This window comes from Desulforhopalus singaporensis, assembly GCF_900104445.1.
Taxonomy (GTDB): domain Bacteria; phylum Desulfobacterota; class Desulfobulbia; order Desulfobulbales; family Desulfocapsaceae; genus Desulforhopalus_A; species Desulforhopalus_A singaporensis.
Window position 1 is genome coordinate 16,232 of record NZ_FNJI01000012.1, and the last position, 25,456, is coordinate 41,687.

20 protein-coding genes are annotated in these 25,456 nt (G+C 48.8%); 12 read left to right on the plus strand and 8 right to left on the minus strand.

Annotated features, from left to right (window positions below):
• Nucleotides 1-94: 94 nt before the first annotated feature.
• The 3 genes from cutA (at nucleotide 95) to BLQ17_RS09795 (ending at nucleotide 4,724) form a co-directional block, all read left to right on the plus strand.
• The gene (gene cutA, locus BLQ17_RS09780; protein WP_092222320.1) at nucleotides 95-442 is read left to right on the plus strand and encodes a divalent-cation tolerance protein CutA; all 348 of its coding nucleotides are present in this window, start codon (nucleotides 95-97) and stop codon (nucleotides 440-442) included.
• Nucleotides 443-818: 376 nt separating this feature from the next.
• Nucleotides 819-2,654, plus strand: a complete 1,836-nt coding sequence (locus BLQ17_RS09790) for a DNA topoisomerase IV subunit B (RefSeq protein ID WP_092222324.1) — start codon at nucleotides 819-821, stop codon at nucleotides 2,652-2,654.
• Nucleotides 2,655-2,708: 54 nt separating this feature from the next.
• Nucleotides 2,709-4,724, plus strand: a complete 2,016-nt coding sequence (locus BLQ17_RS09795; RefSeq protein WP_092222326.1) for a DNA topoisomerase IV subunit A — start codon at nucleotides 2,709-2,711, stop codon at nucleotides 4,722-4,724.
• A gap of 52 nt (nucleotides 4,725-4,776) precedes the next feature.
• Here BLQ17_RS09795 and miaB read toward each other — a convergent pair whose 3' ends face one another.
• The 6 genes from miaB to BLQ17_RS09825 all read right to left on the minus strand — a co-directional run bounded on the left by miaB (nucleotide 4,777) and on the right by BLQ17_RS09825 (nucleotide 11,365).
• Nucleotides 4,777-6,129: a tRNA (N6-isopentenyl adenosine(37)-C2)-methylthiotransferase MiaB gene (gene miaB / locus BLQ17_RS09800; protein ID WP_092222329.1), complete on the minus strand. Its 1,353-nt coding sequence runs from the start codon at nucleotides 6,127-6,129 to the stop codon at nucleotides 4,777-4,779.
• Between the two features lie 82 nt (nucleotides 6,130-6,211).
• Nucleotides 6,212-6,418, minus strand: coding sequence for a DUF4911 domain-containing protein (locus BLQ17_RS23685; protein WP_092222331.1), 207 nt, complete (start codon nucleotides 6,416-6,418; stop codon nucleotides 6,212-6,214).
• 9 nt (nucleotides 6,419-6,427) lie between these two features.
• Entirely contained in the window at nucleotides 6,428-7,873 is a 1,446-nt protein-coding gene (purB, locus tag BLQ17_RS09810; RefSeq protein ID WP_092222333.1) for an adenylosuccinate lyase, read from the minus strand.
• 387 nt (nucleotides 7,874-8,260) lie between these two features.
• Entirely contained in the window at nucleotides 8,261-9,973 is a 1,713-nt protein-coding gene (recJ, locus tag BLQ17_RS09815; protein ID WP_092222335.1) for a single-stranded-DNA-specific exonuclease RecJ, read from the minus strand.
• A complete protein-coding gene (gene miaA, locus BLQ17_RS09820; protein ID WP_176761165.1) occupies nucleotides 9,966-10,910 on the minus strand; it encodes a tRNA (adenosine(37)-N6)-dimethylallyltransferase MiaA in 945 nt (314 codons plus the stop codon). The genes recJ and miaA overlap by 8 nt, the downstream gene beginning before the upstream one ends.
• Entirely contained in the window at nucleotides 10,907-11,365 is a 459-nt protein-coding gene (locus BLQ17_RS09825; RefSeq protein ID WP_176761166.1) for a ComEA family DNA-binding protein, read from the minus strand. The genes miaA and BLQ17_RS09825 overlap by 4 nt, the downstream gene beginning before the upstream one ends.
• Nucleotides 11,366-11,531: 166 nt before the next feature.
• Between BLQ17_RS09825 and BLQ17_RS09830 the strand changes: the two genes are divergently transcribed.
• The 4 genes from BLQ17_RS09830 (at nucleotide 11,532) to rlmN (ending at nucleotide 15,142) form a co-directional block, all read left to right on the plus strand.
• On the plus strand, nucleotides 11,532-12,002 hold the full coding sequence (locus tag BLQ17_RS09830) for a tRNA (cytidine(34)-2'-O)-methyltransferase (protein ID WP_092222339.1): 471 nt from the start codon (nucleotides 11,532-11,534) through the stop codon (nucleotides 12,000-12,002).
• Nucleotides 12,003-12,096: 94 nt separating this feature from the next.
• Complete coding sequence (gene serC, locus BLQ17_RS09835; protein ID WP_092222341.1) at nucleotides 12,097-13,182, plus strand: 3-phosphoserine/phosphohydroxythreonine transaminase; 1,086 nt, start codon at nucleotides 12,097-12,099, stop codon at nucleotides 13,180-13,182.
• A gap of 14 nt (nucleotides 13,183-13,196) precedes the next feature.
• Entirely contained in the window at nucleotides 13,197-14,066 is an 870-nt protein-coding gene (locus BLQ17_RS09840) for a radical SAM protein (RefSeq protein WP_092222343.1), read from the plus strand.
• Complete coding sequence (gene rlmN, locus BLQ17_RS09845; protein ID WP_092222345.1) at nucleotides 14,063-15,142, plus strand: dual-specificity RNA methyltransferase RlmN; 1,080 nt, start codon at nucleotides 14,063-14,065, stop codon at nucleotides 15,140-15,142. Before BLQ17_RS09840 ends, rlmN begins: the two co-directional genes overlap by 4 nt.
• Before the next feature lie 170 nt (nucleotides 15,143-15,312).
• On the opposite strand, the gene BLQ17_RS09850 is transcribed toward rlmN, so the two are convergent.
• Nucleotides 15,313-16,920 (minus strand): DUF445 family protein, encoded by a 1,608-nt coding sequence (locus tag BLQ17_RS09850; RefSeq protein WP_092222347.1) that lies wholly within the window; start codon nucleotides 16,918-16,920, stop codon nucleotides 15,313-15,315.
• A 767-nt stretch (nucleotides 16,921-17,687) separates the two neighbouring features.
• On the opposite strand from BLQ17_RS09850, the gene BLQ17_RS09860 reads away from it, so the two are divergent.
• The 5 genes from BLQ17_RS09860 to BLQ17_RS09880 all read left to right on the plus strand — a co-directional run bounded on the left by BLQ17_RS09860 (nucleotide 17,688) and on the right by BLQ17_RS09880 (nucleotide 22,677).
• The gene (locus BLQ17_RS09860; protein ID WP_092222350.1) at nucleotides 17,688-18,335 is read left to right on the plus strand and encodes a succinate dehydrogenase cytochrome b subunit; all 648 of its coding nucleotides are present in this window, start codon (nucleotides 17,688-17,690) and stop codon (nucleotides 18,333-18,335) included.
• A gap of 82 nt (nucleotides 18,336-18,417) precedes the next feature.
• Nucleotides 18,418-20,346, plus strand: coding sequence for a fumarate reductase/succinate dehydrogenase flavoprotein subunit (locus tag BLQ17_RS09865; protein ID WP_092222353.1), 1,929 nt, complete (start codon nucleotides 18,418-18,420; stop codon nucleotides 20,344-20,346).
• Nucleotides 20,347-20,405: 59 nt separating this feature from the next.
• Nucleotides 20,406-21,161, plus strand: coding sequence for a succinate dehydrogenase/fumarate reductase iron-sulfur subunit (locus tag BLQ17_RS09870; RefSeq protein ID WP_092222355.1), 756 nt, complete (start codon nucleotides 20,406-20,408; stop codon nucleotides 21,159-21,161).
• Between the two features lie 169 nt (nucleotides 21,162-21,330).
• A complete protein-coding gene (locus BLQ17_RS09875) occupies nucleotides 21,331-22,359 on the plus strand; it encodes an FAD-dependent monooxygenase (RefSeq protein ID WP_176761167.1) in 1,029 nt (342 codons plus the stop codon).
• 39 nt (nucleotides 22,360-22,398) lie between these two features.
• The gene (locus tag BLQ17_RS09880) at nucleotides 22,399-22,677 is read left to right on the plus strand and encodes a hypothetical protein (RefSeq protein WP_092222358.1); all 279 of its coding nucleotides are present in this window, start codon (nucleotides 22,399-22,401) and stop codon (nucleotides 22,675-22,677) included.
• Between the two features lie 5 nt (nucleotides 22,678-22,682).
• On the opposite strand, the gene pepN is transcribed toward BLQ17_RS09880, so the two are convergent.
• On the minus strand, nucleotides 22,683-25,322 hold the full coding sequence (pepN, locus tag BLQ17_RS09885) for an aminopeptidase N (protein ID WP_245695087.1): 2,640 nt from the start codon (nucleotides 25,320-25,322) through the stop codon (nucleotides 22,683-22,685).
• Between the last annotated feature and the right edge of the window lie 134 nt (nucleotides 25,323-25,456).

Consider the following 25,456-nt stretch of genomic DNA (forward strand, 5'->3'; position numbering starts at 1 on the left):
TTGTCAAACGACATATTATGCTATCTCTAAAAACCGGGTGCTGCCGGTGGGGCTGCCCCGAAACCGGAACAAATGTAACAGGTGAAACATCAATATGGAACAGGTAATTATACTGTCAACAACTACTGAGAGCAAAAAAGACGCGGAACAGCTGGCAAAAATTCTGCTGGAGGAAAAACTTGTGGCCTGCGCCCAGATTCACGGGCCTATCGACAGCCATTACCGCTGGCAGGGCGACCTGACCTCCTCTGTAGAGTTTTGCCTGGAGGTCAAGACCTGTTCTTCGGCTATCGAACGGGTAAAGGAAAAAATCATCGCCAATCACCCTTACGAGCTGCCTGAACTGGCTGGCACCGTCACCGACCTTGTCTCCGAAGATTACCGGGCATGGGTGGTGGAGCAGATCGTCATCCATAAAGATCAACAATCGGACAATTCTTGAAATTGCGTAAAAAATCCGGGGTTACCGTAAATTACTGTTTACCGTCATGAGCGAAAGCAACAAAAGAAAGGGATATCGTAGAAAACGCACCGGGGAGTATGTTTGTCACTGTTGCCGCAAAAAGCAGCAGTTCTGCTGGAGCTGCCCCTGCGGTTTCATGATATGCCCGAGCTGTTTTGAAGAAAACAGATGGGGTATGAGCAATGGCCCTACGTGGATTTGTCCTGATTGTGAAAGAATAAGAATGATTTAGCTGCTAAGCAGAAAAACGATCGGGTGGAATTATGACCAGTCGCAAGGGCTCTTGCCAACTTCAAAGAAATGCAATATTATGGCGTCCTAATATAAAATTCTTTACGCTGAGCCGTCCATCCATATGAATGCATCAACTACAACGTACGACGAAAGTAAAATTAAAACCCTGAGTTCCCTTGAGCATATTCGCAAAAGGCCGGGTATGTATATCGGCCGTCTCGGGGATGGTTCGAACCAGAACGACGGTATCTATATCCTGCTCAAAGAAGTTGTCGATAATTCGGTTGACGAATTCATTATGGGGGCAGGTAAACGAATCGATATCAATATCGACGAGAAAGGATTTGTCCAGGTCCGTGACTATGGGCGGGGAATTCCGCTGGGCAAGGTGATAGATTGCGTCTCCACCATAAATACCGGTGCAAAATACAACACCGATGTGTTTCAGTTTTCCGTAGGACTCAACGGCGTCGGCACCAAAGCAGTTAATGCTCTTTCTGATGTTTTCACCGTAACCTCCCATCGTGACGGTGATTTTTTCAAAGCATCATTTCGCAGTGGTAAACTTTGCGACAAGGAGCAGGGTGAGACCAAAGAGAAAAACGGCACCCTCATCGAGTTTTTGCCGTCAGCGGAAATGTTTCCCGATTTCGCTTTCGACCCGGATTTTATAGCCAAAAGACTCTGGCGGTACGCTTATCTCAATGCCGGCCTGAAGATTTACTTCGACAAGAAGCTCTATCACTCCACCAATGGACTGCTCGACCTTTTGCACAAGGAGCTCGACGGTGCGGAGCTGTACGACCCCATCTACCACCGGGATGACACCCTGGAGTTTTCATTTTCTCACACCGACGCTTTCGGCGACTGTTACTACACCTTTGTCAACGGCACCTACACCAACGAGGGGGGGACCCATCTTTCCGCCTTCAGAGAAGGTATCCTGAAGGGAATCAATGAGTTTTCCGGAAAAAAATTCGTTAACACCGATGTTCGCGACGGCATTGTCGGCACCCTCGCCGTCAAGATAAAAGATCCGGTATTCGAATCGCAGACCAAGAACAAACTGGGCAACACCGAGGTGCGTTCATGGATTGTCAATAAGGTCAAGGATGTTGTTTCCAAGGCTCTTTACAAGGACACCGAATCGGCACAAAGACTGATAGACAAAATCATCAGAAACGAAAATGTTCGCAAGGAGCTGCAAAGCGTACGAACCGAAGCGCGGGCAAACGCCAAGAAAGTCGCGCTGAAAATTCACCAGCTCAAGGATTGCAAATACCATCCCAGCCGAAAAAAGCCTTCTGCTCCGGGCAAGGAGAACATGGTCTTCATCACCGAGGGCCAATCTGCAGCCGGCTCCATTGTCTCCGCCCGCGACCCGATGACCCAGGCGGTTTTCTCTCTAAAGGGAAAGCCGCTGAACGTCTTCGGCCAGAAGATGACAACCCTTTATAAAAACGAAGAGATGTTTTCTCTGATGAGAGCTCTCGATATCGAGGAGTCAATTTCCGACCTTCGCTACGACAAGGTCATCCTGGCCACCGATGCCGATGTCGACGGGCTGCATATCAGAAACCTGCTGCTGACGTTTTTTTTGCACTATTTCGAACCGTTGGTAAAGCTCGGGCACGTCCATATTCTGGAAACGCCAATTTTCAGGGTCCGCAACAAAAAGGAGACGATCTACTGCTACAGCGACAAGGAAAAAGTCAGCGCGACCAAAAAGCTGCAGGGCAGCGGCCGGCAGAAAATTAATGTCGAAACCACCAGGTTCAAGGGGCTCGGCGAGATATCACCAAAAGAATTCAAGCAGTTTATCGGTGACAACATAAGGCTTCGATGCGTCACTCTGGACTCCTTGAGCGAGGTCGCCAAGGTCCTCTCTTTCTATATGGGGAAAAACACTCCCGCCAGGCGGGAATACATCATGGAAAATCTAAAGCTTGAGCTCTGATAGACTTCCCACTTATTTTACTGCCAACACCTCATGACGCAAGAAATCTCTAGTATGGACAAAAAGCCAGGGAAGCTGCATCAGCTCTTTGACGAAAACTTCCTTGAATACACATCGTACGTCGTCAGGGAGCGTGCGATTCCGGCCATTGACGACGGACTCAAACCGGTTCAGCGGCGGATCCTGCAGACCCTTTACAACATGGAGGACGGAAGGTTCCACAAGGTCGCAAACGTTGTCGGCGAGACCATGAAACTGCACCCGCACGGAGACCAGTCGATCTTTGCCGCCCTAGTCAACCTTGCCAACAAAGGCTTTCTAGTCGATAGACAGGGTAACTTCGGCAACATATTTACCGGCGACAAGGCCTCGGCTGCAAGGTACATTGAGTGCAGGCTTTCCCCTCTGGCCAAAGAGATTCTGTTCAACAAAGACCTGACCGAATTTGTCGAATCCTATGACGGTCGGATGAAGGAGCCGGTAACGCTGCCGGCAAAAATTCCGTTGCTGCTGCTCATGGGCGCGGAAGGGATTGCCGTCGGTATGGCCACCAGGATACTGCCGCACAACTTCTGCGAACTCCTTGAAGCGCAGAAAGCAATTCTCAAGGGCGAAGAATTCACCCTATACCCCGACTTCATCCAGAAAGGGTTGCTTGACTACACCAACTACGACGACGGCAACGGCAAGCTCAGGTGCAGGGCAAGAATCGAGGAGCTTAACGACAAGACCATCATCATCAAGGAAATCCCGTATACGACCACCACCCAGTCGCTGACCGATTCCATCGAAAAAGCTGCTAAAAGCGGTAAGTTGAAAATTATTTCCATAAACGATTACACCGCCGAAGAGGTCGAAATCGAGATAAAACTTGCCCGCGGGGTATACGCCAGCGACACTATCAAGGCCCTGTACGCTTTCACCGACTGTGAGGTTTCCATCACCCCGAACCTCACCCTGATAAACGGTATCACCCCTGAGACCTCAACTGTGAGTGAGGTGTTGCACCACAACACCTTCAAGTTAAAGAACGATCTGGAAAAAGAGCTTCAGATCGAGTTGTCTCAGCTCAGGGACAGGCTCCATTTCAAACTTCTCGAACAGATATTCATCGAACAGAGAATTTACAAAACCATCGAGGAAGAGACCAGCTATCAAAAGGTTATCTCAAGCGTGGACACAGCCCTGGCCGACTACACCGACCAGCTGATTCGCCCGGTCACCAAAGATGACATCGAGCATCTGCTGGAGATCAAGATCAGGCGGATATCCAGGTATGACATCGACAAACAGGAAAAAGCGCTCAAGGACATTCGCCAGCAGATCAAGAAAATCGAGAAGTCGCTCAAGGACATGGTGGCGTTCACCCTGGCTTTTCTTGACGATCTTCTTGCCAAGTACGGCCCCATGTTCCCACGCCAGACCGAACTGAAGAGTTTTTCCGAGGTCAGCTACCGCAAGGCCGCACTTTCCAATCTCAACGTAGTGTACAACAGGAAATCCGGGTTTATCGGCCATCAGATCAAAGAGGAAGATCCTACAAGCGACATCAGCGTGGTGTGCTCCGAGTACGACAAACTTTTCCTGATCTACTCCAACGGCCTGTACAAATTTATTCCGGTTATGGATAAATTTTACGTCGGCGACGATCTGGAGTGGTTCGGTATCGTCAGCAAAAAAAGCATATTCAACGTAATCTACCGCGATGGCGCTGAAAACCTTGCGTATGTCAAGAGATTTGCAACCCCGAGCTTTATCCTCGAAAAAGAGTATCGGCTATTCAAGGAACACAAGCGTTCCAGGATACTGCTCCTTGATTTTGGCGAAGAAAAATACGCCAGGGTCAATCTTATGCCGTCATCAAGAGCCAGGACCAACAGCCTTGATATCGCATTTGACGATTACCTGATAAAGAATGCGGGCGCCAAAGGCAAGCGTGTGTCGACGAGGGTGGTGCGCAGGGTTTCCAGGTCCACGGGGACATCCTCCCCTCCGACCAAACAGAACATGACTCTGCCCGGAATTACATCCGAGCAGGAAGTCGATCAGGACGAAAACGATAATATATAGCGTCTTGCTCCCCGCAGAAAGATACGGCAACAGGGGAGGGGGGGCATTTTTTCTAGGGGGTAACGACCTCGCCCTTGAGGGAATGCTGGCCGGCGAACGTGATCCTGGCGTGGACAATGTCTCCGGGACCGCAGCTCAGGACGTTTTCGAAATGCACTATATGGTTGGTATCGGTTCTCCCTCTTGTCTCTTTTTCAGAGCACTTTTCAATCATCACCTTTTTACAGGTGCCGACATACTCCCTGTTGCGCTCAAGGCTGATCTCATCCTGACGTTTCTGAAACCTTGCAAGACGCTCAGATTTCACGCTCTCCTCTATCTTGTCACCAAACCCGCTTGCTCTAGTACCGGGTCTATCAGAATATTTGAAGGAAAACGATCCGTGGTATCGTACAGTCTCCAACAGATCCATGGTCTGCTGAAAATCAGCATCACTCTCTCCTGGGAAACCGACAATAATGTCGGTAGTAAGAGCTATTTCCGGGCATCTTTCACGTAATCTATCAACTTTTCCAAGATACTCTTTAACGGAGTACTTCCGATTCATTCGCTTCAGAACCGAATCAGATCCTGCCTGAACCGGCAGATGAAACTGCGGACAGAGGTTGTCGATTGTCCCAAAGCAATCGATCAGTTCATCGTCGAGATCTTTCGGGTTTGAGGTGGTAAATCTCAGCCGCTCGAGACCGCTGGTTTCGGCGACGACCCTCAGCAACCTGGAAAAATTGTATTTTTCATCTCCGGAGGCGACGGGGTTGGTTTTGCCATAGGAATTGACATTCTGGCCAAGAAGAGTGATCTCTTTCACCCCACTTTGAACCAAAATTTTAACTTCTTCTGCTATGTCACTTATTTTACGAGACACCTCCCTGCCTCTTGTGTAAGGTACAACGCAGTAGCTGCAATAATTGTTACAACCCTGCATAATGGTGACGAACCTGCTGAACCCGCCTTCCGTGTCTTCTTTCTTTTCTTTTTGCTTCACATCCGGGAGAAACTTGGGAATCACGTAGGAGTCGGCAAGGGAGGTGACCACTTTTCCGGCAGCGCCGTTTTTGATGTTGAGATATTTGCCGATGCCGTAAATATTCTGCGTCCCTATCACCAGATCGACATGGGGCATCCTGGCAACAATTCGATCTCCTTCCTGTTGAGCCACGCACCCGGCAACACATATTTTCATCGCCGGATACTTTTGCTTCTGCTTGCGCAGATACCCGAGAAGACTCATCACTTTCTGCTCGGCTTTTGCCCGGATGGAACAGGTGTTGAGGATGACCAGATCGGCGCCTTCCATCTCCATCGTCTCTACGTATCCTTCACTGCCAAGGGATTGTGCCATTATTTCCGAATCGCGTTCGTTCATCTGGCAGCCAAAGGTTTTAATAAAAAAAGTTTTTTGCATTTTTAACTGGAGTCTATCTAGCTGAAGTTCAGCGCAGTATATCTTTTTGTGTAGTCAATAGTCTTTTGAGGAAAAATTCAAATCAGAACCCCGGACCAATATCGACTGCTATCGACTCCAAGAGTTCAAATAATTCCCTGGACAAGCCATCAGGGTAACGGAGCACAACGACGCCATTATTATCAAAGCTCGAGAGTATAGCGAGGTTGTCGTAACCTTCAAGGATAAACTTCAGGTAATGAAATTTATCCTTGGAAATACGTAGATACTGAGTCTTCAAAACCGCCACGCTACCTCCTCACACACTCAGCGAGCTGTCGATCTCAGCCATCTCATTTCGGTTTGCAAGGAGCAGGGGAGAGATGACCTCATCGAGAAATTCTTCTGTCTGTTTCTCGGCACGCCCGGTAAATGCAGAATAATCGCTTACCATCTCGTTGAGTTCTTCAAGAGAGAAGGGGATCCGACCATCTTCTGCCAACCTTTTAAGCAGGTCGTTTTCCTTTGCATTTTCCTTTACCTCTTTTCCAGCAGCCAGAGAGTGCTCCTTGACGACTTCATGCATCTCCTGGCGGCTTTCACCTTTCTCGACCGCTTTCATGAGAATTTTTTCTGTGGCCATAAAAGGCAGCTCAGCCAGCAGATATTTTTTTATTTGTGCCGGAAATACAACCATATCAGAAGTTATATTCACAAATAACTTTAAAATTGCATCTGTCAACAGAAAACATTGCGGAATGTCCATTCTCCTGATGGCAGAATCATCAAGGGTACGTTCAAACCATTGATTGGCGTACGTTCCGGCAAAATTCTGCGGCAGATTCATCAACTTCCTGGCAAGGCCGGTAAGGCGTTCTGACCTCATTGGATTTCTCTTGTATGCCATGGCTGAAGACCCTGTCTGTTTTTTTTCAAAAGGTTCTTCTTGAACCTTGAGGTTTGACAGCAGCCTTAGGTCGACGGCAAACTTATGGGCTGTTGCGCCGATACCAGCCAGAGTCTCACCAAGCTTCATGTCCATTTTCCTGGTGTAGGTCTGTCCGGTGACCGCAAAACTTTCGGAAAAACCAAGCTTTTCGGCGACTAGCAGATCCAGTTTCCTCACTTTTTCATGGTCCCCCTTGAAAAGCTCGAGAAAGGTCGCCTGGGTTCCAACTGTTCCTTTGGCGCCACGTGCCTTGACCTGATCCAGGTAGTTGTCGATATATGCGAGATCCATCACCATGTCCTGAAGATACAGGGTGTTTCTCTTGCCGACGGTGGTGGGTTGTGCAGGCTGATAGTGAGTAAAACCAAGGGTGGCGATATCTTTTGTTTTTCTACTGAATTCGGAGAGGTTTTTAATAGCCTGGAGCAGTCCGTTTCTTATCAGCAACATCGCTTTTTTCTGAACAACAAGGTCGGTGTTGCAGACAACAAACTGCGAGGTTGCGCCAAGATGAATAATTCCTGCAGCCTTGGGGCACTTAAGGCCATATTCGTAAACGTGAGCCATGACGTCATGTCTGATCTCTTTTTCCTTTTGCGCGGCAATGTCGTAATCGATGTTTTCCACATTGGCTCGCATTTCATCGAGCATCTCGGCGGTGACGATATCGGTAAGTCCAAGCTCATGCTGGGCTTCGGCCAGGGCCACCCAACATCTTCTCCAGGTTGTAAATTTGGTCTTTTCAGAAAATAAATTCTGCATTTCCTTGCTGGTGTATCTGCTCACCAGCGGCTCCTGGTAAATATCTCGTTGCATATCAAGCTCCAAAACTATTCAGGTTATAACTGCATATGGCTATTATTTCGTATTTTTACAGAAACAGACTGTTGCTGTAACGAATATTGGTTGTCAGCAAAATCAGATATATAGCATTTTTCGCCGCCAATATAAACCAAAGATCCCTTACCGGGCGTTAAAACATAATTTCGGCTAATGTCGCATAATATATATTATGTTAAGCAATGGTGAAGATACACAAATACAACAAGATAAGTGGCGCTCTTTTAATTTTTGTTTCAGAATGACGAATTCAGGAAATTGGTGGAAAAAAAATGACTGCAGGTCGCACGCAGGTGTGAATCCCGGGGCAACGGAGATCTCGGCCGTCTTTGCCCCGGCAGATCAAAGGCTGTGTTTTGGTGGTTAGAGAGTAAGGAGCCTCACCTGCCAGCTCACGGTGTTGCGGTACCGATTTTTGGTATAGGTGAAAACAGCTGGTCTGGTTGGCGATCTCTGGACCTCATCGATATCTTTACCGAGCCCGAAACCGATCCCTTTATAGTTGGTATATTTGCCACGGATCGTGACGGAAAGATGTTCCTCGTTTTGGCCGACGGTTTTCGCGCAGACTATGTTCATGGTTTTGTCAAGAAATTTTGGATGGGGGTTCGCGGTCCCGAACGGTTCGAGCAATTTAAGAAAATACAGTGACTCATCGTCCATTACCTCGCTGACGCTGCATTGTACATCGTAAGGCGCAATCTGCGCCCTTTGTAAATTGCAAAATTGTTTTGCAACCGCGCTTTCAAATCTTTTAATGAATTCTCCGACCCTTCGTCCATCAACCGTCAACCCAACCGCCATCTTGTGGCCACCGAACTTGATCAACAGCGAGGAGCAGTCCGCAAGGCTTGCCACAAGATCGATCCCTTCAACCGACCTGCCTGAACCTTTAAAATAACAATTACCTGAGGAATCAGTCTGCCTGGACAGAATTATTACAGGAAGATTGTATTTATCGGTTATTCTCGAAGCGACTATTCCTGCAACTCCAAGATGGTAATCGCCAGCCAGGACTATCGCTTTTCTGTCGGATGCAGTCTCTTGTTCAAGTTCCAGGAACGCCTGGTCGGTATCGGCTAAGCAGAGCTCCTTCCTTTTGCTGTTCAAGCTTTCGATCAGCGAAATATTAGTTTTTATTTTTTGCAGGTCGTCGGTGGTAAAAAGTTCGACAACCGCCCTGCTCTCACCAAGCCTGCCTGCGGCATTTATTTTTGGACCGATGAGAAAACCTATATCTTCAGACGATAAATCCCCTCTTTCGACCCCGCTTGACTGCAGAAGAAGCTTCAAGCCGGTAAACGGGGTAGCGTCAAGCGTTTCAACCCCTGCCCGCACCAAGATCCTGTTAGTGGCGGTAAGTTCAACCATGTCGGCGATTGTTCCAAGGGCAACGAACGCCAGATAGTTTTTAAGATTAATTGCTGCCGCAGCTTGATTATATTTGCTGTTTTCTATAAGTTCCGATCGTATTTTGGCAGCAAGATAAAAAGCTACCCCGACGCCCGCCAGCTTCTCTCCTGCAAACCCGCAATCCTGCTGCATTGGATTAAGAATCAGCGTCTCTGGCACCCCGTCACCGGGCAGTTCGTGATGATCGGTGACGATCACATCCGCTCCCGATTCAGTCAGCACTGAAATCTCATGGGAGTTCGAACTTCCGCAGTCAACGGTTATCAGAAGAAAGTTAGCGTTGCCACCCAGTGCATTATTATCACGGAACCACGACAAGTTAACGCCATACCCTTCAACAAGTCTGTTAGGTATGTGCCAGATCGTTTCAACTCCCAGTTCTCTGAAGAAGTTAACCAAAAGAGCAGTCCCGGTGGTCCCGTCGACATCATAGTCGCCCCATATGACTATTGTTTTTTTTTCGATAACGTACCGGGTGGCCAATTTGGCCGCCGCGTCAAGATTTTTCATCTTCTCCGGACGGGGTAGATCCTTGAGCTTTGGAAACAGAAAACCTTCAATCGCCTTTTGATCCTTGACGCCTCTTTTAATCAGAAGGCGGCGTATGAAATCGGGCAGCTCAGCTGGTGCACGATTTGAGCCCTTGACGTTTTTGCTACTCATGTCCCAGCCACCCGGAGATTTTTTTCAATATCTGTATTTCATCCTCTACCTGGTACCACTGCAACCTGTCCATTTTGGTAAACCAGGTATATTGTCTTTTAGCGTATCTTCTGGTATCACGGGCCATCAGTCGGCACATCTCGTCAAAGCTCCATTTATTGCTTATATAATTATTCATGTGACGGTAACCGATCGATTGCATCGACTTCAACTCGGGACTGTAACCCATCCGTAACAGTCCCCTGACCTCGTCTTCAAAGCCGCTCTCAACCATAATCTTTGTTCTTTTATTTATTCTCTGATAGAGAAGCTGCCGGTCACAGGTGAGCCCTATCTGCAAAGTGTCCGCAAAGGACGGTCGACCGGTATTTTTTTTATGTTCTGCAAGATGGGCGGACCAGGGCCTGCCGGTTAAAAGATACACTTCCAGGGCGCGCAACAGCCTCTGCGTATCGTTACGATGTATTTTAGTTGCCATAATACGGTCATATGCAGCCAACTGCTCATGCATTATCTCGCTTCCAGCGCTTGCAAGTTTTTGTCGCAATTCTTCCCGTAATCCGGAGTCAGACGGGGCGTCGGGAAATATTCCTTCAAGCAGAGTCTTCAGGTACAGACCGGTACCTCCGGTCAAAAGAGGTACCTTGTTTCTGGCGTGAATTGTCCGGATCAGCGCAAGACTGTCTTCTGCAAATCTTGCCGCATCGTAATTCTCTTCCGGGTCTACAATATCGATCAGATGATGGGGAACACGGGCTCTTTCTTCAGGAGTCGCTTTGGCTGTGCCGATATCCATGTACCTGTATACCTGCATCGAATCAACACTTATTATCTCACAGTTGAAACGCTCTGCGATTTCAAGCGACAGCCTTGTTTTACCGATGGCTGTCGGGCCGACAAGAATAAGAACAGGTTTTTCAATAGTGTCGTGATTCACTGTTGTGTCGTAAAAGTAAATTTAGTTGCCAGGTATTGCGCCTTGTTATCACCGACGCCTTTTAGCATCGTGAGCGATTCCTGGCAGGTGAACGGACCAATAGAGTTACGGTGGCGAATTATCTTATCCGCCAGAATCGGCCCTACTCCGTTTACGGTCATCAATAGTTCCCTTGATGCCTGGTTGACCGGAATCTTTGCAAAAAAGAACGGAGAATTGGCTGCGGCAACCCGAGATTCACCGGGTATCTGCCGACCATTGCAGGGACTCAGGGAAAGACCGCGCCCCATGCTATCCACAAGTTTTCTGCAAGTTGACTCACCCTCTTGCGTTTTATGGTTGTTTTCGGCAATTCGCACATAACCTGCCAGGTCAAAACAGCAAACAAGTGCCATGACCAGAATAACCGCTATGATCCTGTAATCTTTTTCGAGCTTTTCTTCAAGAGACGACATAGAGGCAATAGCTTTACAGAGGCGACGTGTCTTACAAAATTTTTCCGGCTTTTTCACTGCGACATGGGGAACACTGTTTTCTTTATCGTTGTGTTCTTGCAGATCAGTGATTATAAAACCATACCTTGACATTTAGCAAAAGATAAAGAAATCCATTTGTAATCATATGACTGTCCAACAACCTTTTAACATTGTTCTGGTAGAACCCGAAATCCCCCCAAACACAGGCTCTATAGCCCGCCTGTGCGGAGCAACGAGCAGCGTTCTTCACCTGGTACGCCCCCTTGGTTTTTCAACGGATGACAAACACTTAAAGCGTGCAGGTCTTGATTACTGGGCCCATGTAGACATCAGATATTGGCAAAATCTAGAAAGTTTTTTAAAGGCCCAGAAGGAACATGAACTGTTCTTTTTCACTACCAAGAGCAAAAGAGAATACACGGTTGCCGACTTCCCTCCGGGCGCTTTTCTTGTTTTTGGCAAAGAGACCAAAGGATTACCCACCGATATTCTGGAACTGTACGAGGACAGATGCTTCACCGTTCCCATGGCCAACAGCAATATCCGTAGCCTTAATCTTGCAATGACCGCCGGCATCGTCCTCTACGAGGCGATTCGCCAGAGTCATTTGTCTTGATAGAGTCTGTACCAATAGTATACAAGGGTTACCATTACACTTACCTGCACCAAAAAAAAATACAAACATCTCAACTTCAACAAGGAGAAACACAATGGGTGATCGCGTATTCAATTTTAGTCCCGGTCCGGCAACGCTTCCTCTTGAAGTCCTTGAAAAAGCTGGAAAAGACGTCGTTGACTTTCAGGATACCGGCATCGGTCTTATAGAAATGAGCCATCGCTCCAAGGAATTCATGACCGTGGCCGCCGACGCCGAAGCCAATCTGCGCGAACTGATGAATATTCCACAGAATTACAAGGTGCTGTTTTTACAGGGTGGAGCTTCTTCGCAATTTTTCATGATCCCTATGAATCTGCTGGGTGATAAGAAAAAAGCAACATACCTGGACACCGGAACCTGGTCCAATAAAGCGATAAAAGAAGCGCGTATTTTCGGCGACATAGATGTCGCCTTTTCAAGTGAAGACTCAAGTTTCAACCGGGTTCCCGAAGATGGCGAATATACGGTCTCCGAGGATTCCGAGTATCTCTATTATGTCTCCAACAACACCATTTACGGGACGCAGTTTCCCACTGCGCCCAGTACCTCGAAAATGCTGGTGTGCGACATGAGTTCGGATATCCTGTCCCGTCCCGTCGATGTGAGCAGGTACGGTATAATCTTTGCCGGAGCTCAGAAAAATCTCGGCCCAGCCGGAGTAACCATTGTCATCATAAGGGAAGATTTGCTCGACACCACACCGGAGAATGTTCCGACCATGCTGCGTTATAAAACCCACGCCGACAAGGATTCCATGTTCAACACCCCGCCCTGCTTTTCAATATACGTCATGGGAGAGGTATTGAAATGGCTCAAGCGTCAGGGAGGAGTGGAAGCGATCGAGAAACACAACAAGGAAAAAGCGGCGATGCTGTATGAGGCAATTGATCAGTCCGACTATTACCGTGGTCATGCAGAAACAGCCTCCAGGTCGATAATGAACATATCCTTCAACCTGCCGACCCCGGAACTGGAAGTCAAATTCATAGCTGAAGCCGCCGCAATCGGCCTCAACGGACTCAAGGGCCACCGTTCCATCGGCGGATGCCGGGCATCCATCTATAATGCTTTTCCCAGAAATGGCATTGAAAAGCTGGTCGCATTCATGCGGGTATTTGAGACAAACAACCCCGCATAATCCTGAAGCCGCAGATGAACTATATTGGCAACATCATCCGGCCGCCCAGCGAGGCGGACTCGATCATCCTCCAGGTGACGGTCGGATGTTCCCATAATAAATGCACGTTTTGCGGAGCATACAAAGATCAGCCTTTTACGGTCAAAGACAGCAAAACCATCGATGACGACCTGAACTTTGCAAGCAGATATTGCCGAAATCAGACAAGAGTATTCCTGGCCGACGGAGATGCCCTCATCCTCTCGCAGGAAAAATTGACCGTGATTTTAAAAAAGATTCGCAGATCGGTACCCTGGGCAAGAAGAGTTTCCCTGTACGGCAATGGTTTAGCTATTCGCAGCAAAACTACTCAACAGCTTCGTGAGTTGAAATCCCTTGGCCTTGACCGGGTTTATCTCGGCCTTGAGAGTGGCTCCGCCGAGATACTTGATTTTGTTAATAAAAAAGAATCACCAGAGAGCATGATAGCGGCGGGAAAAAAGGTTAAAGACGCCGGGCTGTTTCTCTCAGTTACTTGCCTTCTGGGGTTGGCCGGGATTGAAAAATCAGCTCGGCATGCAATAGAAACCGCAAGGGTTCTCAACACCATTGCGCCAAACCAGGTGGCTATCCTGTCCTATCTACCTCTGGCAAACACTCCGCTGGGACAGGCAGTTGCAGATGGATCTTTTACCATCCCCCAACCAGACAAGATACTTGGAGAGCTTCGGTTGATAATAGAAAATATTTCCGGAATCAAATGTCAGTTCCACGCCAATCACGGCTCTAACTACCTCCCCCTTTCAGGGCGTCTGCCCCGCGACAGGCAATTCTTTCTGGACCAGATCGAAAAAGCGCAGTATGGCAAAATTGCAACCGTCCCTGAATTCAGGAGGACATTATGAGCGAAAGGACAAAAACCGATCTCAGAAATTTCGACCAGGCCGGACTCGTCAAGTTTGTTGAGTCGCTGGGACAACCGGCGTTTCGGGGAAAACAGATTATGGGTTGGTTGTATCGTCCTGGAATATCCGGATTTTCCGAAATGACAGATCTGGCAAAAGATTTTCGCAGGGTTCTTTGCGAGCATGCCTGCATCTCAGAATTTCTTGACCCTATCGTTGAAAAGGCGAGCGACGGGTGCGTAAAATTCGGCTTCACCCTTGACGACGGACATATCATCGAGTCCGTTCTTATTCCCGAACCGGACAGGAACACCCTGTGTATTTCCTCCCAGGTCGGCTGTGCAATGGGCTGCAGTTTTTGCCTTACAGGCACCATGGGATTTATCAGGAACCTGAACCCTTCGGAAATTGTCAATCAGGTGTGCGGGGTGCGTGACTACCTCCTGGCGACCCCGAAAGATCAGCTCATCGGCCCGGAACGGGTAACCAACGTAGTATTTATGGGAATGGGAGAGCCGCTCAACAACCTGGAAAACGTACTGACGTCCTTGTCGATAATGACCGAACAGAAAGGACTGGATCTCGCTGCCAGAAAAATAACCGTATCAACATGTGGCATAGCGTCGAAAATCAAAGAGCTGGGTGAAAGATCCACTGTCAACCTGGCAATTTCCCTGCACTCCGTAAAAAATTCCGTCCGCAGTCAGATCATGCCGGTCAACAACCGTTATCCGGTTGAAGTACTGCTGGAAACGTGTAAAAACTTTCCGATGCCCAAAAGAAAGCGCATCATGTTTGAATACACCCTCCTTGCCGGGATAAACGATTCAGACGAAGATGCGGAAATGGTGGCGCGCATGTTGCGCGGCATCCCCTGTAAGATAAACCTGCTCGGTTACAATGAGTGCCCATCCCTGCCCTATAAAAGCCCTGACAGGGGTCGGCTCCTGGCGTTCCAGAAGATTCTGATCGATCATCACTATACAGTGTTTATAAGAAATAGCCGCGGCGCGGACATTTCTGCAGCCTGCGGTCAGCTGGCAACTGAACAAAACCTTACCGCACCGGGCAAATAGCTGTACGGTTTTGTTATTATCATCGCGGCTATGCGGCAAAAGCTGCAGCTGCGTTTTTTTCGGGGAAGGCAACACCTACAGATAACTTTAACTGCACGCCTTATCTCGCTATATATCTGACACTTTAGCTACTAGATATTTTTCTTGTGCAGATCTTTTCCGCCCCGCTCTCACCCTCCATAGATGAAGGCGATATTGAGGCAACCGATGATAAAGCCCAGCAGCGCCCCGAACAGGTTTATGTACTTGAACTGTTCCTCCATGATGGAGAGCAGCAGGCGTTCAAGCCGAAGCAGGTCTAGGGAGTTGATTTTTTCCGTTACGATCTGGCGTATATTGAGCGATTGAACGAGCCCCGGAACCTCTGAGGCCAACATCGCCGAGGCCATAAGCTGCAGCGATTTGGCAACCCCTTCCTTTACCCCGGCCGGGACAATGGAGGCGAGGCGGCCAATTTTTTTGTTCATAAGCGAAGCGGAAAGAGAATCCACCATGGCGTCAACCGTTTTCAGTGTCGTCTGCGACTGCAGCAATTCACGAATTTCATTTTTCAGCCATTTCTGGGAATCGACAGACGCCTCGGGACCAAGAAGATCACTAAGCATCTCTCCGATGACGGCCCCTTCCGACTGGAGGTGATTTTCAATGGTGGACCTGATCATTGATGAAAACAGTTCCGCCACCTCTTTTTCCTTGAGCAGCAAAACGATCTGTTTTACGCACTGGTGACAGAAATCATCAACGGCTTCCTCATTTTCCGCCTTCACCCACTGCACAATCGGTTTATTGAGATACTCTACCCCCTTTTCCCTCAGGATCGAAACCACCTTCTGCTGTACTTCCTCGGATTGCAGCCAAGCAGTAATATCGCTATTCTTCTCTATCAGGTATTCCCGGATTTTTTCTTCGACAGTATCCATTTTAAGAAAATTCCGAACCATGTCGGACATCGACCCCAGAGAATCGATAAATGAATCGACACCGGCGCAAGCCCCTGCCACAACCTTGTCCCGGACGGCCGGTTCGCTTACGAGGGTCGCCAGTTTTTTCAGGAACCCTGGGATCTGTTTTTCAAGCGAATCGATCAACAGCTCTTGAACCGAAGAGGGGAGAATCTCGGCTAGAGATTTTTTCTGTCTGAGAACATTATATACTTTCTGGTGCACCAGATCCTCCACCCACTGCTCCATCGCCACACTGTCGAACATCCTGACAAGGCTCTGGTGGAGAAACTCGTAACCGACCTCCCGTTTATCCGCTGAAAGTACAGACGTAACGTCAAGAGCTAGAAACGACTCGATCTTCTTTTCAAGGGCACTGTTTATTATCTGGGTAAATTCTCTCGAGGCAAAAAACGCCCTGAGTTGACTTTTTGCCTGATATGTAACCGCCTTTTCACCGATATTGACATAAACCTGGAACTTAGGAGACACAATAGAGGAAAGGGGGCCGAAGTCCTTCTGCAGCACCTGCTCTACCCGGTTGCTGATAAGATTGTAGAGGTGATCCTGAAAAGCGCTCTGCTGCAACCCCCTGCCGACTTCCTCGCTGGTAAGCAGGTGATCTCCGACGACCTCCCCCATATTCCTGGCAAGCTCCAGCCGTTTTGACGGAATAACTCCGGGGGTCATCGGAACCCTTATCCCGGCTACCCGCCATGGCCTCAGCGGCCGAAACAACATCTTTATAGCTATCCTGTTTGTCAAATAACCGATAAAGGCCCCGACAACAGGAGGTCCTGCAAATTTTGACCAGTAGAGAAGGTCTGGAGAAATCATGAATATAACGTAATGGTAAAATTAACTATGACTGACTGTAAATATCGCTTTTTGCATCCGTTCTGATATTTGGAAATATGGCTCAACTATTTACTGTTTTTTCTATTTCAAGGAAAGGCTTAATTATATTTTCATCCCCTGCCGGACATCAAGACAACCGCATCGAAACAATCTGGCAACGTTTTTTTTGCAAAATCAGGTTTAAACCAATTACTCCTATGGTGATTGTGTCATTCTTAGCGACGACCGGTATGTTTTGCCAATGGAGGCATTGATTCCTGGTCTTACCAATGCCCACTGGTGCAACAGTGATACATGGTCGCCATGACAATGACCAGAGTTTTTTTAAAAAAATAATTATTGTTCTCGCCAGATTTTTTTGCAACCTGTTCCGTCCATCACTATTTTTTTTCGAAATAGCAAATATTATTTTTCTTATTTTCATGATCTTACACATTTTTTTTGGGGTGGAACCAGTCGCTGGAACCACGATCACCCACCCCCTTCCCCCATCCGCGCTAACGGATGGGGGAAGATGTTTTTACCAAAAGAACATTGTTACTCATGGAAAATAAAATAGTTTCTTAGAAAAAAAGGGATACAGTGCAAATACACTGTTATATCGTATATATATAACGTTTTCCCGATACAGCTCACCGTCACCACACCCTGTAGAAAGGAAAATTCTCTTTTCTTTTTTGTTTTTTTATATTAACAGTCAGCCAACAACTAACATTAACTCATAAAATTTCACCGAAGGTGCACTTATGTGGTTTGTCAGATTCATTTCCTCATCCATTGGCAAAAAAATCGTCATGGCAACTACCGGGTTGCTGTTGGTTCTTTTCCTGTTTACCCACGCTGCCGGGAATGCGACCATTTTCATGAGCAGCGAAGTGTTTCAGGACTATGCCAATGAGCTGCACAGCCACCCGCTCATTGTGCTGGTTTTCAGCTTTAGCCTGCTGCTCATTTTTCTGGCTCACATTGTGGCGGGTCTCTATCTCTTTTTTGAAAATCGCGAGGAAAGCAAATCCAGGTACGTGGTCACGACCCGTGTTGTTGAAAACTCGTTCGCATCGCGGACAATGCCCTACACCGGATTATTCATACTGCTTTTTCTTCTCGTTCACATCATGGGATTCACTTTTTCTCCCGAGGACGTTTTGATTTCGGTCACCGTAAAGGAACTCCTTGGAAATTTCTTCTATTCATTTTTCTACATAGCCGCGTTCATTGCGCTGTTTATTCATCTGAGCCACGGTTTCTGGTCGATGCTGCAAACCTTCGGCGTAAACCATCCGCGATACAACGTCTTCATTTCCCGCTTGACCATACTTATTCCGCTATTCTTTCTGTTGATTTTTGGAGGCGTAGCCCTCTACTTTATGACAGGTCTTGGAGCCAATTACTAACGACCGCTCTATTAGCTGGACCAAAGAAACCCATAACCGAAAGATAAGACACTCTAAAAGCAACTACCCAAGGTTTTGAAATATGGAACTTAATTCTCGCATACCTTCAGGCCCCCTGGAAAAAAAATGGGATAATCATCGTTTCTCCAACAAACTGGTCAACCCGGCAAACAGACGGAAATACAGCGCAATAGTTGTCGGTACAGGTCTTGCCGGAGCTTCCGCCTCCGCAACCCTTGCCGAACAGGGATACCAGGTAAAGACCTTCTGCATCCAGGACAGTCCCAGGCGGGCGCACTCCATCGCCGCCCAGGGCGGAATCAACGCCGCGAAAAACTACCAGAACGACGGAGACTCTGTCTTCCGCCTCTTCTACGATACCATCAAGGGCGGTGACTTCCGGGCCAGGGAGGCCAACGTCTACCGTCTCGCCCAGGTCAGTACCGAGATCATCGATCAGTGCGTCGCCCAGGGAGTACCTTTCGCCCGTGAATACGGCGGTACCCTTGCTAACAGATCGTTTGGTGGAGCGCAGGTGAGCCGTACTTTCTATGCACGGGGGCAGACCGGTCAGCAGCTGCTGCTTGGCGCCTACGGCGCCCTGTCGAGGCAGATTCACGCCGGCCGTGTAACCATGTATAACAGACGGGAGATGATGGACGTGGTCGTCGTTAACGGACGTGCCCGGGGCATCACCACCCGAAATATCATTACCGGGGAGCTTGAAAGTCACGCAGCGGATGTTGTCATTCTTGCCACCGGCGGATACGGCAACGTCTACTTCCTGTCCACCAACGCAATGGCTTCCAACGTTACGGCGGCGTGGCGGGCGCACAAAAAAGGCGCCGGATTCGCCAATCCGTCCTTTGTACAGATCCACCCGACCTGTATTCCGGTACACGGAAACTACCAGTCAAAGCTCACCCTTATGAGCGAGAGCCTGCGCAACGACGGCAGGGTCTGGGTTCCCAAGAAAAAAGGGGATACCCGGCCGCCAGCCCAGATACCAGAGGACGAGAGAGATTATTACCTGGAAAACAAGTATCCCAGCTTCGGCAACCTGGTCCCGCGGGACGTTGCCTCAAGAAACGCCAAAGAACAGTGTGATCTCGGAAAAGGCGTAGGCGCGACCAAACTCGCCGTCTATCTCGACTTTGCCGACGCCATCAAGCGCGACGGCGAGGAGACAATTTTCAGGAAGTACGGCAACCTGTTCCAGATGTATGAAAAGATTACCGACTCCAACCCGATGAAGGAGCCGATGATGATCTACCCCGCCGTCCACTATACCATGGGCGGGCTGTGGGTCGATTACGACCTGATGACCACCATACCCGGTCTTTTTGCCATCGGCGAGTGCAACTTCTCGGACCACGGTGCCAACAGGCTTGGAGCCAGCGCCCTGATGCAGGGTCTTGCCGACGGTTACTTCGTCATCGCAACCTCGATTGCCCACTACCTCGGCTCAAATCCACTGGACAATGTGAGCGAAGCGGACCAGGCGTTTGTTGACTCCCGGAAAGAGGTTGAAGACAGGATAGCTAAAATTCTCAAAAACAGCGCCAGCGGCCCGGCAGCAAAATACACGGTTGACGAAATTCATAAAGAGCTCGGCAAGCTGATGTGGGATAACTGCGGAATGGCAAGAAACAGGGAAGGACTCGAGAAGGCTCTTGATGAGTTGCCCGGTATCAGGAAGAAATTCTGGGATTCGGTATATATCCCCGGTTCCACTAAGGAAATCAACCAATCCCTTGAAAGAGCCGGAAGACTAGCCGACTTTCTTGAATTTGCCGAGATCATGATTCGCGACGCCCTGTCCAGGGAAGAATCGTGCGGCTGTCATCTCAGGGAAGAGAGCCAAACAGAGGAACACGAAGCGAAGCGTGACGACGAAAAATATTCCCATGTGTCGGTCTGGGAATACAAAGGAGAGGATAGCGAGCCTGAGCTGCATAAAGAAGAGCTCACCTTCGAAAACGTAACTCCGTCGCAGAGAAGCTACAAGTAAGGGTCCTGACTTGTTACCAGTTAAGTGGCCGCAAAACTGAACTCTAAGGTAAATATATTATGAGCAGCATTGACCTGACGTTAAAAATCTGGCGACAACCGAACAGTGACTCACTGGGAAGCCTGGAAACATATACTCTTAACGGTGTCAACACCGATATGTCCTTTCTTGAGATGCTTGACGTGCTCAACGAAAACCTGACCAAGGAAGGCAAGGATCCGGTAGCGTTCGACCATGACTGCCGCGAGGGAATATGCGGCATGTGCGGAGCCGTAGTAAACGGAGTAGCCCACGGACCGGAAAAAGAAGTCACACTGTGCCAGTTGCACATGAGACATTTTTCAACCGGAGACGTCCTCGTTATAGAACCTTTCCGGTCAAGGGCCTATCCGATCAAGAAAGACCTGCTGGTAGACAGATCGGCGCTGGACAGAATCATTCAGTCCGGAGGTTATGTATCGGTTAATACCGGTGGAACCCCCGATGGCAACAGTCTGCCGATTTCATCGCAACAGGCGGAACTGGCAATGGATGCCGCTGCATGTATCGGCTGCGGTGCATGTGTGGCCAGTTGTCCCAACGGGGCGGCAATGCTTTTTACCAGCGCCAAGATTTCCCAGCTCGCACTCCTGCCGCAGGGACAGGTGGAAAGAAAGCAGAGAGCCCTGGCCATGGTTGCCCAGATGGACAAGGAAGGATTCGGCAACTGTACCAACGCCAAAGAATGCGAAGCTGTCTGTCCGAAGGGTATATCCATAAGAAATATAGCACGGCTCAACAGGGAGTATGTCAAGGCCGTGCTGAGCGAAGGATAAGCGCGTCGAGTTGCCCTTTTTCCAGCATATTTTCAAAATCAGAAAGCCTGCTGTCCACACTATTTGCGGACAGCGGGCTTTTTGGTTATAAGTATCCGCTATATCCTTAATCTTTGCCCTACCTGAATATTTCACCAGTCTGATTGTAAAGACTAAAATGTGTCTTGCCATGAGATATGACGTTGTGATTGTCGGTGGCGGTCCCGCAGGTCTTGCTTGTGCCGAACTTACCGCCCGAGGGGGTGCCAGGACCCTGGTGCTTGAAAAAAACGACCTGCTTGGCGTGAAAGTGTGTGCCGGAGGCATCACCTGGAATGGACTGCTGAACAAACTTGAAGATATCTCCGAGAGATGTTTTCCTGAACAGATTATCCAGACCAGATACCAGCAGGCAAAACTTATTGCTAAAACCCCAATTATCGCCACCGTAAACCGGACCAGGCTCGGCAGGCTGATGGGACGAAAGGCCGAAGCTGCAGGAGCCGAGATATTGACAGGGTGTCGGGTTCGGGAAATATCTGAGGGAGCCCTCTGGTTTTCATCCCCAAGATGTCCCAGGATGCAGCGGATCGAGTTCGCCAGCCTGGTCGGCGCCGACGGTTCAACCTCTGTTGTCAGAAAACACCTCAAGCTACCGACAGACGATTACGGAACGGGGATAAATTACCAGATTCCTGACGCGATGGAAGATATGGAGTGGCATCTTGACAGCAACCTGTTTGGCAGCGGATACGGATGGATTTTTCCGCACACGAACACAACCTCGATCGGGGCTTACGGTTACCACAAGGCCATATCGCCAAAGCAACTGCAGGCCAATCTTATCTCCTGGTGTTTAAAAAGAAATATAGCGATCGACCGATGTAAGCCGCAGGCCCAGAAGATAAACTTCGATTATCGGGGAATTGTTTTTGGTAATACCTATCTCGCGGGCGATGCCGCGGGACTGGCCTCGGGATTGACCGGTGAAGGAATATATCCGGCCATCATTTCTGGCCAGTATGTTGGCGAAAAAATTCTTTCGCAAACACACACCAGTTCAGAGTTCGGCGATCTGATAAAAAACCACGGCCGTCACCGCAAAGCCGTTAAAGTAGCATCACTTCACCGGGCTGCGGGTACGGTCATGGCGGAAATCTGCTGTCTTGCCCTCAGGCAAAAACTGGCCGATTTCTCCATTTTTGAAATGGCGCGTTAACCACTTATCTCACCGGCAAGACAACAACACACAAAAACCATGCACAACCAAAAAAAGGGCAACAGGAAACCACTGTTGCTGATCAACACGCTCTTTGTACTCTTTCTTGCGGGATTGCTCCTTGTTCTGTTCAATGCGCCGGAGGAGACCACCTCACATCTCCCCCATGACCCCAACCACGAACAGTTTCACGCCATAGCATCAAAAAAGGAAGCAGAGAAGAACTGCGGCGCCTGTCATGATCCTGATGGCCAGGCACCGCTGCCGGAAAATCATCCGCCAAAATTCCGCTGTCTTTTCTGTCATAAAAGAAAATAGTATGCTCAATACGAGGCAAGACTCTTGCTCACTATTTCAAAAACATCACGGGACAACTCTTTTTGGGCGGCTACCCGTTCCAGTTCTCCCTTCATTTTTTCCTTTAATACCGGCTCATAACGGCGCCAGCCGATCAGCGGCTGCAGCAGCCTTGCGGCAATTTGCGGATTGATGCCGTTGAGTTCGAGAATACGATCACCAAGAAACCGATATCCGCTGCCGTCAGGCCTGTGAAAACGGTAATGGTTCAATCCGGCAAAGGTGGCTATTAGCGCCCTGACCTTGTTGGGATTTTTGATTGAAAAAGCTGCATGTCCAAGAAGCGATTTCACCCGGTCAAGGGTGCCCTCGCTACGAGACATCGCCTGCAACGAGAACCATTTGTCCAGGACCAGCGGGTCCTTGGACCACCTCCGGTAAAAATCGTCGATCACCTTTTCAGCCGCCTGTCCGCCAACATCGACCAGGTGGGAAAACGCCGCAATCGCATCCGTCATGTTGCGCGCCTGAAAATAGTGGTCCTCACACAGCTTGAGCATATCGCGCTCCAAGGGATCAGGGCTCATAAGATAGGCCAGACAAACATTTCTAAGACTTCTTTTACCCATCGCCTCGGGAGTTATTGCATGATCCTGATGAGGTTCACTGTTTTTCTCGTACAATCTCATGAAACACTCACGGTTTTTCGCACCGATCGTCTTCATGACGTATCTCTTGGCCAGGTGGAGCTGTTCAGGGTGTACCTGCGCCATTTCCTGAGCAAGAGTTGTCTCCGCCGGAAGCTGCAGGGAAAGAGCAAACAGCGCTTTGTCTCCTATGGGAGCTTCAAGGGATTGGGCAAGGGACTGCAAGAAGAGCTCATCGATAACCGGTGTGTTGCCCTTTATCATCGACTCCGTAACCTCGAGAATAACTTCGCAACCAAGCCGGTTGATGCTGTCCCACCTGTTGAAAAGATTCGGGTCGCAGCTGCCCAGGAAGGCAAGCTCCTTCCTGCTCTGGAATTTTTCTACGCGAACAGGAGCGGAAAAATCCCTGAGAAAAGACAGAACCGGCTGTTCTTCAATATGGTCAAAGACAAAACTTTGGCTGGACTCACGCAATTCCAGAGTCATCGAACCATCGGCATGTTCCGAAGATAACAGCGACCGCCCTTCCCTGTTGATCAGACCGATTTTTATCGGCATGTGAAAAGGTTTTTTCACCGGCTGCCCCGGAGTCTTTGGGCATGTCTGGCGAATATCCACCCGATACTTGGATGAGGCGGAGTTCCATTCGGTCTCGACTTCGAGCACCGGCGTTCCAGCCTGGGAATACCAGAGCTTGAACTGGTCCAGGTCGACTCCGGATGCGTCGCTCATTGCGGCGACGAAATCATCACAGGTCACCGCCTTTCCGTCGTGTCGCGCGAAGTACAGATCCATGCCGGCGCGAAACCGTTGTGGTCCGACCAGGCTATGGATCATGCGAATAACCTCGGCTCCTTTGTTGTAGACGGTGGCGGTATAAAAATTATTAATTTCCACAAACGAGTCTGGCCGTACCGGGTGAGCCATGGGGCCGCTGTCTTCACGGAACTGACCATTTTTCAGAATACGCACATCTTCTATTCGCTTAACCGGCCTCGAGTTCATATCCGATGAAAATTCCTGGTCACGAAACACGGTAAGGCCTTCTTTCAAACTGAGCTGAAACCAGTCGCGGCAGGTAACCCGGTTTCCGGTCCAGTTATGAAAATATTCGTGGCCGACGACCCCTTCAACCCCAAGATAATCAGCGTCCGTTGCACTTTCAGGACTTGTCAGGACATATTTTGAGTTGAAAATATTCAGGCCCTTGTTTTCCATGGCCCCCATATTAAAATCATCCACCGCAACGATCATGAAGTTGTCAAGGTCATACTCAAGACCGTACACTTCCTCGTCCCAGCGCATCGCCTTAATAAGAGATGTCATTGCATGACCGCACTTGTCGCGGTTTCTCTCTTCGACAAATATCCCCAGGTCGACGGTCCTACCCGAACCGGTCACATATGTATCCTTTATGCAGACAAGTCGGCCTGCAACCAGCGCAAAAAGATAGCTGGGTTTTGGAAAAGGATCCTCCCACACCGCGAAATGACGGCCGTTGTCCAGCTGTCCGCTTTCTATCAGGTTGCCGTTTGCAAGCATTACCGGGCATCTTTCAAGGTCACTTTCTATGCGGGTGGTGAATTTCGCCAACACATCCGGTCTGTCCGGATGGTAGGTGATTTTCCTGAACCCTTCTGCTTCACACTGGGTACAGTAGTTGTTGCTGGATCGGTACAGTCCTTCAAGAGAACTGTTCTGGTCTGGATAAATTATCGTTTCAACTTCCAGAATGAAGTCGTCCGGAACATCCGAGATGGCAAGACTGGTTTTATCCACGGAAAACTCACCCTCTTCAAGTTCCCTGCCGTTTAATACAATCCTCGTAAGCTCCAGTTCCTCGCCAAAAAGCAAAAGAGGCGCCGCGGAATCACCGGTTCTTTGATACCTGGAACGGGCGGTAACCCTCGTTAGCTTTTCATGGAGATCAAAATCGAGAAAAATAGATTCAAGGTGGTAATCATATTCCTTGTAATCTTTACGATAGACTGGTGCCGGGAGTTCGGATTGCATCATATTTTTTTCAATAAAATTATAGCGGGTCGACGACGTTGACGGTTGACAGTGCGGCCTGTACCATTATATTTACGTCTTGGTCATCTGGCCGCAAATGATAAAACATCATAACTCTTTTCCAACACAAGACAACA

Bases quoted from the DNA above. Each gene is read 5' to 3' on its own strand.
- cutA (WP_092222320.1), top strand. From the start codon at position 95: ATGGAACAGGTAATTATACTGTCAACAACTACTGAGAGCAAAAAAGAC.
- BLQ17_RS09790 (WP_092222324.1), top strand. From the start codon at position 819: ATGAATGCATCAACTACAACGTACGACGAAAGTAAAATTAAAACCCTG.
- BLQ17_RS09795 (WP_092222326.1), top strand. From the start codon at position 2,709: ATGGACAAAAAGCCAGGGAAGCTGCATCAGCTCTTTGACGAAAACTTC.
- miaB (WP_092222329.1), bottom strand. From the start codon at position 6,129: ATGCAAAAAACTTTTTTTATTAAAACCTTTGGCTGCCAGATGAACGAA.
- purB (WP_092222333.1), bottom strand. From the start codon at position 7,873: ATGCAACGAGATATTTACCAGGAGCCGCTGGTGAGCAGATACACCAGC.
- recJ (WP_092222335.1), bottom strand. From the start codon at position 9,973: ATGAGTAGCAAAAACGTCAAGGGCTCAAATCGTGCACCAGCTGAGCTG.
- BLQ17_RS09825 (WP_176761166.1), bottom strand. From the start codon at position 11,365: ATGTCGTCTCTTGAAGAAAAGCTCGAAAAAGATTACAGGATCATAGCG.
- BLQ17_RS09830 (WP_092222339.1), top strand. From the start codon at position 11,532: ATGACTGTCCAACAACCTTTTAACATTGTTCTGGTAGAACCCGAAATC.
- serC (WP_092222341.1), top strand. From the start codon at position 12,097: ATGGGTGATCGCGTATTCAATTTTAGTCCCGGTCCGGCAACGCTTCCT.
- BLQ17_RS09840 (WP_092222343.1), top strand. From the start codon at position 13,197: ATGAACTATATTGGCAACATCATCCGGCCGCCCAGCGAGGCGGACTCG.
- rlmN (WP_092222345.1), top strand. From the start codon at position 14,063: ATGAGCGAAAGGACAAAAACCGATCTCAGAAATTTCGACCAGGCCGGA.
- BLQ17_RS09850 (WP_092222347.1), bottom strand. From the start codon at position 16,920: ATGATTTCTCCAGACCTTCTCTACTGGTCAAAATTTGCAGGACCTCCT.
- BLQ17_RS09860 (WP_092222350.1), top strand. From the start codon at position 17,688: ATGTGGTTTGTCAGATTCATTTCCTCATCCATTGGCAAAAAAATCGTC.
- BLQ17_RS09865 (WP_092222353.1), top strand. From the start codon at position 18,418: ATGGAACTTAATTCTCGCATACCTTCAGGCCCCCTGGAAAAAAAATGG.
- BLQ17_RS09870 (WP_092222355.1), top strand. From the start codon at position 20,406: ATGAGCAGCATTGACCTGACGTTAAAAATCTGGCGACAACCGAACAGT.
- BLQ17_RS09875 (WP_176761167.1), top strand. From the start codon at position 21,331: ATGAGATATGACGTTGTGATTGTCGGTGGCGGTCCCGCAGGTCTTGCT.
- BLQ17_RS09880 (WP_092222358.1), top strand. From the start codon at position 22,399: ATGCACAACCAAAAAAAGGGCAACAGGAAACCACTGTTGCTGATCAAC.
- pepN (WP_245695087.1), bottom strand. From the start codon at position 25,322: ATGATGCAATCCGAACTCCCGGCACCAGTCTATCGTAAAGATTACAAG.